Genomic DNA, 12,293 nt, shown 5'->3' on the forward strand with positions numbered 1-12,293 from the left:
CCGTAAACCATAAATAATGTTGGGACCCATGTTGAAGCGGTCAATATCTGACCCTTTTGCCCTGGGGTGCAAACACGCCAGGAGCGGCATATACCGCCGCCTCTGCCCGATGTCCGGTCTGATCCCTCATGTGGCGTCCCGGACAGTTTGTGAGAGCCCGGAACCCCACATAGCCGGGCTCTGAATGCCATTTACCGCGATCTCGCGGCAAAACGACAAGGTGAACAGATGATTCGACAGAATGGAAACCCCCTCATACCGGTAGGTATCGTTATAGCGCTCTGCCTCTTCTCTGCCGGCTGCATCGGTACGCAAGGAACCGAACCCGCAAAGACGATCAGCATCGGCTACGTCACCTGGGACTGCGCCATCGCCAGCACCAACGTGATGAAGCAGGTCTTTGAGGAGGCCGGATACGAGGTCACCCTGGTTGCGGTCGACGCAGGACCGCTCTTCCAGGCGCTTGCCCGCGGCGATGTCGACTTCACGACGACCGGCTGGCTCCCGCACACGCATGAACACTACTGGGAGCAGTACGGCGACCAGATCGATTACGTCAATAAAAATATCCCCGGGGCGGCGCGTATCGGACTCGTGGTCCCCACCTACGTGACTATCGACTCGATTGAGGAGATGAACGGCGTCGCCGACCGGTTCGGCGGCAGGATCGTCGGCATCGAGCCGGGGGCCGGAATCATGACCCGGACCGAGCAGGCTATCGAGGAGTATGACCTCGATTACGACCTGGTTGCAAGCAGCAGCGCTGGAATGGCAGCGGAACTCGCATCCGCCATCAACCACGAGGACTGGGTCGTGGTGACGGGATGGTCGCCGCACTGGAAGTTCGGCCGCTACGATCTCAAGTTCCTCGAAGACCCCCGTGGCGTCTACGGCGGGGCCGAGGATATCGTGACTCTCGCACGGGCGGATCTCGCGACCGACGACCCGGAGGCCTACGGCATCCTGACCCGGTTTGAGTGGACCGGTGAAGACATCTCATCGGTCATGACCGATATCGAGAACGGCATGCCCGAAGAGGAGGCTGCGAAGGCATGGATCGCCGCCAACCCCGAGAAGGTCAGGGCCTGGCTCGGAGAAGCCTGAACCACTCTTTTTCCCACGGGTTTGCCGGCGGCGGCCGCCGCCCGAACAAAAAGGTTATGCGGGGGGCTCTCGGGGCAGAGCGGGAAGACTCCCTGCGCAAGCTGGGGGATGGGAGCGGTGTCCTGTCGTTCGTTCACTTTCACCCCGCGCACGGCTCTTCTTTATGACAAAGAACCGCATATCCTTCACGAGAGAACCTGCAGGAGAGTTTCCGATGCACATGCCACAAAGATCAAGATTCCGGTCACACCCGTTCAGGCCGATGTGCTCTGGCATCTCTCCGAGAAGTGCCGGTTACTCTACAACTTTGCTCTTGCCGAGCGAAACTAGAACTATCAAGAGAACAAGGAGCGGCCCGATACGCAGTATATCGGGTATGTTCAGCAGGCCACTCCCGGACTCAACCGCTCCGCCCGGAACGCGGGCCACCTCTCACGGTTCATTGGATTGGTAACCTACAAGGCAGCTCTTGCAGGTAAGAGAGTAATACCAATCGATGAACGGGACACGACGAAGACCTGCTGTGTCTGCGGAGCGGTTCACGATATGCCGCTCCGGAAACGAGTTATGGACTGTGAATGCGGGAACTAGCATCGACAGAGACCGGAACAGTGCGGTCAACATCATGGTGCAGTTCCTATCACAACATGCCCTGTGGACGGGCTATCGGCAGTTCGCCGGTAATCTGCGACAAACAGGTCCGAAGATCCCTATGATCCAAGGATACTCGCAGGAAGCCCCACCCGTTAGGGTGGGGTAGTTCACGCAGCCCCGATGTAGTGCTGGAGCGGTTCGAGGGTGATCTCCTCGCGCTTGATGGCAGCGATCGCCATCGCTGCCGCCCGGGCGGCCTGGAGCGTGGTGATGTAGGGAATGCCGTAATCGACGGCGGCCCGCATGATCTGGATGTGGTCTTGCCGGGACGCCTTGTCCGCCGGGGTGTTGATAATCAACTGAATCCCTCCGGAACGCATGATGTCGATGACGTTCGGGGACCCTTCCTGGACCTTTCGCACCAGGTTCGCCTCGATGCCGTTCTGGGTGAGGTAGTCGACCGTCCCGCTCGTGCCGTAGAGCGAGAGACCGAGTTCCCGGAGTTTTTGTGCAATCGGCAGGAGCTCTTCCTTCTGCTCGTCCGTCACCGATATGAAGATGTTTCCGGTCGTCGGCAGGGTGTTGTCTGCGGCGGTGCTTGCCTTATAGTAGGCACGGCCGAAGTCGTAGTCGATGCCCATCACCTCGCCGGTGCTCTTCATCTCCGGCCCGAGCACGGTGTCCACGCCGGGGAGTTTATTGAACGGGAGGAGCACCTCTTTCACCGCGACGTGCCCGATCTCCCGCTCGGCAACATCCATGTCGGCGATTTTCCTGCCGACCATCACCTTCGCCGCGATCTTCGCGAGCGCGATGCCGGTCGCCTTCGCGACGAACGGCACGGTCCGGCTCGCACGCGGGTTCGCCTCCAGGACGTAGACGACGTCGTTTCGGACGGCATACTGAATGTTGATCAGCCCCACAACTCCGAGGCCGAGAGCGATCTTCTTCGTGTAATCGCGCACCCGCGCGATAACCGAGGGCGAGAGAGACTGCGACGGGATGACGCAGGCCGAGTCGCCGGAGTGGACTCCGGCCCACTCGATATGCTCCATGATCCCGCCGATCAGGACGTCCGTCCCGTCCGAGACCGCGTCGACATCGATCTCGACCGCGCTCTGGAGGAACGAGTCGATCAGCACCGGGTGTTTCCTGCTCACCCGGACGGCCTCTTTGATGTAACTTTCCAGTTCGGTCTCGTCGTGAACGAGTTCCATCGCCCGTCCGCCGAGGACGTAGGACGGTCGGACCAGCACCGGGTAGCCGATCTCCCTGGCTTTCTCCCGCGCCTCTTCCTCCGAATGGGCGGAGGAGTTCGACGGGCTCGGGATGCCGAGCCGGGAAAGAAGCCTGCTGAACCGGTCGCGGTCTTCAGCCACGTCCATGGCGTCGGGAGACGTACCGAGGATCTTCGTCGGCAGGCCGAGACGCTTGATCTCCGCCTCCAGGGGCACGGCCAGGTTCACCGAGTTCTGGCCGCCGAATTGGACCATGACGCCGTAGTAGTCGTCCTTCCTGAGGATGTTCGTGACGTCCTCAAGTTGCATCGGCTCGAAGAAGAGCCGGTCGGAGGTGTCGGCATCGGTCGAGACCGTCTCGGGATTGTTGTTGACGATATGGACCTCGATCCCCTCCTCCTCGCGGAGCGCCATCACCGCATGGACGGTGCAGTAGTCGAACTCGATCCCCTGCCCGATCCGGATCGGCCCGGAACCGAGGATCAGGACTTTCTTGGCGCCGTCCCGGGAGAGCTCGCACCCATCCTCCCAGGTTGAGTAAAAGTAGGGCGTGGTGGCCGGGAACTCTGCGGCGCAGGTATCCACCATCTTGTAGGTCGGCGTCCCGGAGAGGGCCTCGATCTCATCGGCCGATCTTCCCGTCAGCGTCTGCAGTTCCTCGTTCGAGAAGCCGTAGCGCTTTGCGGCCATGACGTCTCCCGGCGCAAAGGCGGTCCCGAGTTTCCGTTCCAGGTCCACGACATCCTTGATCTTCTCAAGGAAGAACGGCGTGATGGCCGTGAGTTCGGCAACCTCCTTGACCGTGAACCCCTCCCGGAAGGCGTCGAAGAGGCACCCGAACCGCTCGTCCGTCGGGGACGTGAGGATCATCCTGATCTCGTTCGGGTTCGTGTGTCGCTGCATATCGTTATCGAGCGACCGGAGCGCTTTCTTGAACGCCTCCTCGACCGTCCGCCCGATTGCCATCACCTCGCCGGTGCTCTTCATCGCCGTGGTGAGCGTCCGGTCTGCGGATTTGAACTTGTCGAAAGGCCACCGCGGCACCTTCACCACCACGTAGTCGATGGCGGGCTCGAACGAGGCCGGAGTGACGCCGGTCACGGTGTTCATGATCTCATCGAGCCGGAGCCCGATTGCAATTTTTGCCGCCACCCGGGCTATCGGGTAGCCGGTCGCCTTGGACGCGAGTGCGGAGGAGCGGGAGACCCGGGGGTTCACCTCGATGACCCGGTAGTCGCCGTCCTTGTAGGCGAACTGGATGTTGCACCCGCCCTGGACGCCGAGCGCACGGATGATCCTTATCGCAGCGCTCCGGAGCGTCTGGAACTCGTCGTCCCGCAGGGTGAGGATGGGCGCAACGACGACGCTCTCGCCGGTGTGGATGCCCATCGGGTCGACGTTCTCCATACCGCAGACGATGATGCAGGTGTCGGACGCGTCCCGCATCACCTCGAACTCGATCTCTTTCCACCCTGCGACGCTCTCCTCGACCAGCACCTGATGAATACGGGAGCGGGCAAGACCGATCTCGATGATCCGCCGCATCTCTTCGGGCGTATGCGCCACGCCGCCACCCGAACCGCCCAGGGTATACGCCGGCCGGATGATCACCGGGAGGCCGACCTCCCGGATCGCCTCGTCGATCTGATTCATGTTCTCGAGGATCATGCTCCGGGGGACGGGCTCGCCGATGGCGTTCATCAGGTCCCGGAACTGCTCCCGGTCTTCTCCCCGGTAGATCGCCTCAAGCGGGGTGCCGAGGATCTCCACGCCCTCCAGCGCACCCATCTCCGCGAGTTCCGCCGTCATATTGAGGCCGGTCTGGCCGCCCATGCCGCTCAGGATACCGTCCGGCTTCTCCTTCCTGATGATCTTTGCAATGATCTCGGCTTTCAGGGGCTCGATGTAGATGATGTCCGCGGTATCGGGGTCGGTCTGGATCGTCGCGGGGTTCGAGTTGACGAGGACGACCTCGACACCCTCTTCCCGGAGGGCACGACAGGCCTGCGATCCTGAAAAGTCGAACTCAGCGGCCTGCCCGATCTGGATGGGCCCGGAACCGATGATGAGGACCTTCTTGATGTAAGATTTCTTCGGCATTATGGGATCTCCTTATAGATACGGTCAAAGAAGTGCATCTCCGTATCCCGGGGGCCGCCGTGCGCCTCCGGGTGGAACTGGACGCAGGTTATGTTGAGGTCTCCGTTGTCGAATCCCTCGACCGTCCCGTCGTTTACGTTCCGGTACGAGACGACGCACCCCTCGGGCAGGGTTTCTTCGTCTACCGCAAAACCGTGGTTCTGTGTCGTGATGTAGATGCTCCCGTCCCGGTAGCGGACCGGCTGGTTCGTTCCCCGGTGGCCGAACTTCATCTTGTAGGTCTCGGCGCCGAGCGCGAGGGCGGCTACCTGAATGCCCATGCAGATGCCGATAACCGGCATCTCGCCGGCGAGGTCCCGGACGCACCGGATGGCATGGGTCGCCCTCCTCGGGTCGCCGGGGCCGTTGGTGACGAAGAGTGCGTCGGGCTCTGCCGCCATCACGTCGTCCGGCGTGGCGGTGTGCGGGAAGACATGGATATCGGCTCCACGGTGGCTGAGGCTTTCGAGAATGTGCCGTTTGACGCCGAGGTCGATGACGGCTATCCTTTTTCCGGGCCCGCTGATCCGGTAGGGCTCAGTGCAGGAGACGTTCCCGATAAGGTCAGTGCCGGTGATCGGGGTGACCGCCCGGGCGCGTCTGACCGCTTCTTCTCCGTCGGTGGTGCCGACGATGAGGGATGCCCGGAGCGTTCCGACCGTCCGGGTTTTTATCGTCAGGCTGCGCGTATCGACGCCCGATATCCCGAAAAGACCGTTTTCTTCAAAAAAGTCTGCAACCGAGGGTTGCGTCGTGGGTGTGCGGGAGACCTCGCGCACGACACAACCTTGCGCGTGCACCTTTGGACTCTCAAAATTTTTCAGGTCTACACCATAGTTTCCGATGAGAGGATACGTGAACATCAAAATCTGCCCGGCATAACTGGGGTCCGTCAATGCCTCCATGTAACCGGTCATCTGCGTGGAAAAGACGAGTTCGCCGGAACAGGTCCCTTCAACGCCAAAACCATCCCCTACAACAAATGTTCCGTCTTCAAGACCCAGAACCGCCTTCATGAATTACCATATCATGTGGATCAGATTCCTTATTAACGGTAATGACGGACCGCGCGTTTGCCTCTGTAACCCTGCCGAAAACTCCGGAAAAGCAGGCTTTGTCAACCCGAAATATTGAAGGCGGCTGAGCGCCAGGTGACGCGCGGGGTGAGGGCGCGGCAGAGATGATCCGATTGATTGAGACGCCTGACGGGACGTTTACCGTCAGGCTCGTTTTCGATGACCTGGGAACCATCTATCCGGGCATGGTCCGGTACAGGGTCGAGGTCCTCCGCGGCACCGAAATGGTCTACACCTACGCCGTCAACTCTTACGAGGTGCCCCCGGGCTCCCTTTTCGACGCCCGGAAGGTGGCGGAGATCGTCTTCTCCCGGCTCGCGCACGACGTGGCGTCCCGGTCCGGGACCTACATCCGCCCCCGCCTCTTTACCCGCCCGCTCCCGGGCGGCGGCCCGGCCGATGTCGTCATCCTCCAGGGGAGCCCGCGGCGGTTCGGGAACTCCGCGAAGATTGCGGCGTGGTGCGACGACGAGGCGGCCCGGACTGGCTTTTCCTCCCGGGTCTTCTTCCTGCAGGAGATGGATATCCGGGCGTGTATCGGCTGCTACGCCTGCTATAACGACGGTTACTGCCCGGTGGACGACGATATGCCCGGGGTCATCCGGGCCCTTGAATCCGCTTCTGTCCTCGTCGTCTGCACCCCGGTCTATACCGGGACCGTTCCGGCAGGCCTGAAAGCGGTGATGGACCGCTGCCAGTGGCTTCACGCCCGGGAGAAGGTGCTGGGAAAGGAAGTGCACGCCCGGGGCCTGCTCGTCGCGGTCGCGGGCCGGTCGGGAGCGGGGCCGTTTGCCTGCGTAACCTGCGTGGTCGAGATGTTCATGGAGAACCTGGGCATCCGCCCTGCCCGGCCGGTGCTGATCGGCGGTCTTGACCGGGCGCGGGATGTCGGGACGATTGAGGGGTGCGAAGACAACGTCCGGGCGGCGGTGCGCACGGTGCTTCTGGAGACGAAGGATAATATATCCCGACTCTCCCATCGATGATGCATGGCAGAAGTGACTGTTGAGATTGTCGGCCTTGAAGAATCGGAATGCGGTCCGTTCCCCTGCGACGAAACGAGGTCATGCGGCCTTGAGACATGCTATCCTTCGAATAGCCTGATGGACGCCATCGGCGCCCTGCGCGACGAGTTGCTCGCCGTATACGGCGATAAGGTCGAGGTGAGGACGACCCTGATCGACGAGGAGGTGCCCGACCATATCAGGAAGATCATCGAGGAGCGTCACCCTCCGATCCCGATCGTCCTCGTCAACGGCAGACTTACATCGATCGGGAGGGTCTCGCTTGACCTGATAAAAGAAGAGATCGATTATGCTCTGGAAGAATCCTAGATTATTTTCTTCAATTCTCCGGTTGCAAGGTCGAAGTACAGGCCATGGAGCCGGACCTGCCCTTCTTTTTCTGCAGCCTTGACCGGCGGGTAGGTGCGGAGGTGCTCAAGCTGCAGGCCGACGTTCTCGATCTCGATGAGCCGCCGCCGTATCTTCTCTTCCTCGGGGGTTTTCGGCACCGGGACCCGGGTATCAATGCGGCGTTTCGCCTCCATTGCGTTGTTGAGCCAGAGCGGGACGTATGCATCCGTGCTCTCGTGATCGAGGCCCTTTATGGCGCCGCAGTCCGAGTGCCCGCAGATGACGATATCCCCGACCTTGAGGTGGTTGAGCGCGTATTCAAGCACGGTCGCGAAGTTCCAGTCGTGAACCGGGACGATGTTGCCGATGTTGCGCTGGACGAAGATCTCCCCGGCCTTTGCACCGGTGATGCGCTCCGGGTCCACACGCGAGTCGGAGCACCCTATCCAGAGAACCACCGGGTGCTGACTTGACGCAAGCGGGCCGTAATGTTCAGGGTCCTTTGCAAAATCTTCCTCCCGGAAGCGTTTGTTCCCCTCAAGAAATTTTTCTATCATCATAAACTCCGTAGGCGATTGCGGGCGACCGTTCGGGACGGGTGCGCCTGAAAGTGGGGTTGCGTTCAGGGGTTTAAAAATATATACAGCTGGATGTTGCGGGATAGCGAATCGGAAAAGAGAAAGGCGTTCCAGCCCGTTATGGTGCCGGATGCGTCGCAGCATCCCTGTACGATAATGCCCTGAGCGGGGGTGCGGGGTATTGGATGCGTCACGTGGCCCGATAAAATCTGGTTAACTTTATCGATCTATTAACGAGATGTCCCCTGGCCGGGACCCCTACCTTCGGTGGGGAGTATGCGCTCCCCCGTGAGAGGGGCAGGTTCCGGCGGTTGGAAAAAAGGGGTCACCTCAGGACGGCGCCGAGGTTTGCCTGCTCGACGGTCTCCGCGTATCGGGCGAGCACGCCCGCCAGGAGGCGCACCGGAGGCTTCCAGCCCCGCCGCCGCTCCTCCAGGGTCGCCGGGTCGACGGCGAGGTCGAGGCGTTTGGCGTAAAGGTCGACCACGATCTCGTCGCCGTCCTCCACGAGGGCGATCGGTCCGCCGACCGCGGCCTCGGGGGCGACATGCCCGATGCACGGCCCCCGGGTGCCGCCCGAGAAACGCCCGTCGGTCACCAGGGCGACCCTGGTGTAGCCGAGGCCCATCAGTGCCGATGTCGGCGAGAGCATCTCGGGCATCCCGGGCCCTCCCCGGGGCCCTTCGTAGCGGATCACGACGACGTCGCCTTCTTCGACCTCGCGGTTGAGGAGCGCTTTCATCGCGTCTGCTTCCCCGTCGAAGACCCGTGCCGGACCCCGGTGCCGCCACATCGCCGCCGGGACCGCGGCGCACTTGACGACGGCGCCGTCGGGGGCGAGGGAGCCGCGCACGATTTTCAGGCCGCCGGCGGGGCTGACCGGGGCGTCGGCCGTCCGGATCACGTCCGGGTCGGCGACCCGTGCGTCTCTCGCGATCTCAAGGATCGAGCGGCCCGATACCGTCGGGGCGTCGTCAAGGTAGCGCTCAAGCATCGCGAGGACCGCGGGGATGCCTCCTGCCCGGTGGAGGGCGAGCATCGAGTGCGGTCCGCCGGGCTGCATATGGCAGATGTGCGGGGTCTCTTCGGCGACGGCGTTGAAGGTCGCAAGGTCGAGGGGGACACCCGCCTCCCGGGCGACGGCCATCAGGTGGAGCACCGTGTTCGTCGACCCTCCGAGCGCCATGTCCACCCTTATCGCGTTTGCGAGGCTTGTCGGGGTGACGATATCCCGCGGGCGGACCCCCTCACGGACGAGACCTACGGCTCGCTCCCCGCTCTCCCGGGCTATACGGAGTTTTGCCGCGTCGACCGCAGGGATGGCGGCGCACCCGGGGAGGGAGAGGCCCAGCGCCTCGGTTACGCACGCCATGGTGTTTGCGGTGTAGAGTCCCTGGCAGCTCCCGCACCCGGGCATCGCGGCGCACTCCAGTTCCCCGAGTTCCGCTTCGCTCATCGTGCCGGCGGCGACGCGGCCCACACCCTCGAAGACGTCGATCAGGGAGAGTTCGCGGCCCGCCGCGTAGCCGGGGAGCATCGGGCCGCCGGTGACGACGATCGTCGGGATGTTGCACCGCACTGCCGCCATGAGCATCCCCGGGACGATCTTGTCGCAGGTGCCGATGCAGACCAGACCGTCGAACCGGTGCGCTTCGACCATCAACTCGATGGAGTCGGCGATGTTCTCCCGGGAGGGGAGGGAGTAGCGCATCCCCTCGTGGCCCATCGCGATCCCGTCGCAGATCCCGATGGTCCCGAACTCGAACGCCACGCCGCCTGCGGCCGCGACGCCTTCCTGCACCTTCTGCGAGAGGGACCGGAGGTGGATGTGCCCGGGGACGATGGTGTTGTACGCGTTCGCTATACCGATGAAGGGCTGGTCCATCTCCCGGTCGGTCACGCCGAGCGACCTGAGCAGCGCCCGGTTCGGGGCACGCTGGTAGCCTTTCTTAACCGTCTCACTCCGCATTTGCTATCATTCCGTTGAGAGTTACGTGAGACGTGCGCCCGTATAAGATCTCTCTGCACTAGATCGGTGCGGGCGTCGTCGGCAGGGCACGGGGGGTGAACTGACCGGCGCCTGCCGGTTGTTCGCCCGTTCTCCGGGAGCGCTGCGAATCGGGGAACGCGAATATATGCTAAATCGCAGTTTTACAGCCTCCGGTCGAATACCAGGTTTGACAGTGTCGATGCTCCCTCGGTAAAAAAGACATACACCATAACGCGGGTCGTTCCGTGAAACGAACCGTTGATGACGAGACTGGAATTGAGAGGGATCGGATGGGTGTTAAACTGCGACGCCACCAGCCAGTAATCCTTCGTAGTGCCGGAATCGTCGGTGACAACGACGTGCAGGTTCGTACAGTACTCCGCATCCGATCCGCCTGAAAATACCACATCGATCCGATCGTCGCTGATCTTATTCACCGATACATCGGCATCCCCCTGTATGGTGGTCTTTCCGAAGTCGGGATCGGTTATTTTTACCACTGCCGGCAATACGCCCATAAATATGACCGGAAAACATGCTATGAATATACAGGTAAAGACCACCACAGCGACTGCAATTGTTCTGGCATTCGGACGAGCTTCTTTTTCCGGAATATGGGTCACGTACGTTCCCGCAAGAATATCATGCAGTCCCTGCTTGTTCTTCGTAAACAGAATGACGAAGCAGCCGATGCCGAGCGCTAAAAATGAAGGGATCTTTGCCAGTCCCCTGATGCAGGCCCTGGCGCGTGATATCCGGTTGCCTGAACTATCGGTGACCGACAGACCGAAGAACATTTTCCCGGACGTTCCCCGAAAGGAAGAACCCTCCAGAATTGCACTATAGCAGCAGAGGATGACAAGGAGGATTTCAATCCACTGAAACAGGACATTCAAAAGCATCGATGGAAACGGAGTTATCAATATGGCGAAGAGACCGGGGAAGAGAGGATATACGATCGGCACCAGAATTGTGATCACGGGGAGACTGATCCCGTAAACGATAATCATATCGAGAATAAACGCTAGGAGCCGATCGATAAACCCTGCGCGGCTCCCTTCACCGTTTCCATCCGATCCCATTTCAACTCTCACCTTTTTTCTGAAAATTCTGTGCGGTTCCATCTCCTTGCCACATGTCGTGAAAAATCATTATTGGATTGTGTTCACAGCTCCTGAAAAAATGTCGTAACCCGCACCAGGGAGACCATTGGTATAGCGGAATTCGTAATGACCAGGAATTAATTCGATCCCCTGAGTAAATGCTCTCCAGCCATCGGCATAGTAATGGGTGCAATTTCCGGATAACGAGACGACCTGCCCTGTCTGAAATGTAATAGAAGGATTAACGGAGACATCCTGGCTTTTGGATGTCGATCCTCCTGCATACGTCATACTCAATGTGAACTGGCCTGGCAACAACTCCTTCGCAACAGTCCCATTCGATGTCACGCCGAATGATTTCCAGCCATTTGCATAATATTTGACCAAACCGGGATCGAGCGCCTCTCCGTTGCTATCTACAAGGTAAACAGATACATTCCTGGTCTGGAACGTCACTGTAGGGTTGACGTTGAGGTCCTGCTGCAGGTTTTCCGATGCCCCTGCATAGTTCATCCGGAACGTATAGGTGCCAGGGAGGAGGTCCATGGCTGCAGTCCCGTTGGAGTCCGTCGTGCCGAAGGCTTTCCAGCCGTTTGCATAGTAGGATACGTCTCCGCCCACCAAACCGTTTCCTTCGCTGTCTTTCAAAATAACAACGATGTCGTGATTCTGCACCGGCCGCATCGCGGTAATATAATCTGAATAACTTCTGACATCACTACCATTGGCATTACTGACGTTCAGGCTAACTGTATAGTTGCCAGCTGCTGTGTAAACATGAGTTGGATTCTGTATTGTCGAGTTGGTGCCATCTCCGAAGTCCCAATACCACCTGTCAGGCAGGTTTGACGAACTATCCGTGAAAGAAACCGCAAGAGGTATCTGACCGCTCGTTACATTCGCAGTAAAGTTTGCAACGGGGACAGGAACACTAGTGGACTATTTCATCTTAATTTGCGGGTATAGTCTCTTGAGTTTCACCCTTGCCTCCGCCGTCGTAAACTGCCAATCTACCTCTTTTTGCCGGGTGTTCCTGTCTGTTTCCCAGTGTTTTGTCTCGACCCGGAGGGTTTCGAGGTCCCCGATTCTGCGATTCAGGCATTGTCGCGTGAGTGC

At 60.3% G+C, this 12,293-nt stretch carries 11 protein-coding genes and 1 pseudogene; 5 read left to right on the forward strand and 7 right to left on the reverse strand.

The features are described 5' to 3' along the window. Positions 1 to 228 precede the first annotated feature (228 nt). The 3 genes from BP737_RS00190 (at position 229) to BP737_RS14735 (ending at position 1,695) form a co-directional block, all read left to right on the forward strand. Positions 229 to 1,104: a glycine betaine ABC transporter substrate-binding protein gene (locus BP737_RS00190; RefSeq protein WP_292409081.1), complete on the forward strand. Its 876-nt coding sequence runs from the start codon at positions 229 to 231 to the stop codon at positions 1,102 to 1,104. Positions 1,105 to 1,212: 108 nt separating this feature from the next. Next, a complete protein-coding gene (locus BP737_RS14730; protein ID WP_394339220.1) occupies positions 1,213 to 1,434 on the forward strand; it encodes a helix-turn-helix domain-containing protein in 222 nt (73 codons plus the stop codon). Between the two features lie 117 nt (positions 1,435 to 1,551). After that, positions 1,552 to 1,695: a zinc ribbon domain-containing protein gene (locus BP737_RS14735; RefSeq protein WP_394339218.1), complete on the forward strand. Its 144-nt coding sequence runs from the start codon at positions 1,552 to 1,554 to the stop codon at positions 1,693 to 1,695. Between the two features lie 170 nt (positions 1,696 to 1,865). Here the strand turns inward: BP737_RS14735 and carB are convergent, their stop codons facing one another. Both carB and carA read right to left on the reverse strand, forming a co-directional pair. After that, positions 1,866 to 5,036, reverse strand: coding sequence for a carbamoyl-phosphate synthase large subunit (carB, locus tag BP737_RS00195; protein WP_292409083.1), 3,171 nt, complete (start codon positions 5,034 to 5,036; stop codon positions 1,866 to 1,868). Then, entirely contained in the window at positions 5,036 to 6,091 is a 1,056-nt protein-coding gene (gene carA, locus BP737_RS00200) for a glutamine-hydrolyzing carbamoyl-phosphate synthase small subunit (RefSeq protein WP_292409085.1), read from the reverse strand. Before carA ends, carB begins: the two co-directional genes overlap by 1 nt. A gap of 164 nt (positions 6,092 to 6,255) precedes the next feature. On the opposite strand from carA, the gene BP737_RS00205 reads away from it, so the two are divergent. Together BP737_RS00205 and BP737_RS00210 are read left to right on the forward strand one after the other, a co-directional pair. Continuing rightward, positions 6,256 to 7,137, forward strand: a complete 882-nt coding sequence (locus BP737_RS00205; protein ID WP_292406259.1) for a flavodoxin family protein — start codon at positions 6,256 to 6,258, stop codon at positions 7,135 to 7,137. Positions 7,138 to 7,140: 3 nt separating this feature from the next. Further along, positions 7,141 to 7,485, forward strand: a complete 345-nt coding sequence (locus BP737_RS00210) for a hypothetical protein (protein ID WP_292406262.1) — start codon at positions 7,141 to 7,143, stop codon at positions 7,483 to 7,485. Here the strand turns inward: BP737_RS00210 and BP737_RS00215 are convergent. The 5 genes and pseudogenes from BP737_RS00215 to BP737_RS00235 all read right to left on the reverse strand — a co-directional run. Beyond that, on the reverse strand, positions 7,482 to 8,063 hold the full coding sequence (locus BP737_RS00215) for a carbonic anhydrase (protein WP_292406265.1): 582 nt from the start codon (positions 8,061 to 8,063) through the stop codon (positions 7,482 to 7,484). The two genes, BP737_RS00210 and BP737_RS00215, sit on opposite strands and share 4 nt — an antisense overlap. Positions 8,064 to 8,409: 346 nt before the next feature. Next, the gene (gene ilvD, locus BP737_RS00220) at positions 8,410 to 10,053 is read right to left on the reverse strand and encodes a dihydroxy-acid dehydratase (RefSeq protein ID WP_292406267.1); all 1,644 of its coding nucleotides are present in this window, start codon (positions 10,051 to 10,053) and stop codon (positions 8,410 to 8,412) included. A 182-nt stretch (positions 10,054 to 10,235) separates the two neighbouring features. After that, complete coding sequence (locus tag BP737_RS00225) at positions 10,236 to 11,198, reverse strand: RDD family protein (RefSeq protein ID WP_292406270.1); 963 nt, start codon at positions 11,196 to 11,198, stop codon at positions 10,236 to 10,238. Between the two features lie 27 nt (positions 11,199 to 11,225). Beyond that, entirely contained in the window at positions 11,226 to 11,852 is a 627-nt protein-coding gene (locus tag BP737_RS00230; RefSeq protein WP_342685805.1) for a hypothetical protein, read from the reverse strand. 24 nt (positions 11,853 to 11,876) lie between these two features. Continuing rightward, positions 11,877 to 12,092 (reverse strand): annotated as a pseudogene (locus tag BP737_RS00235) (PKD domain-containing protein); the annotation flags it as partial. Positions 12,093 to 12,293 lie beyond the last annotated feature (201 nt).

Source organism: Methanoculleus sp. UBA291, from assembly GCF_002499755.1.
GTDB lineage: Archaea > Halobacteriota > Methanomicrobia > Methanomicrobiales > Methanoculleaceae > Methanoculleus > Methanoculleus palmolei.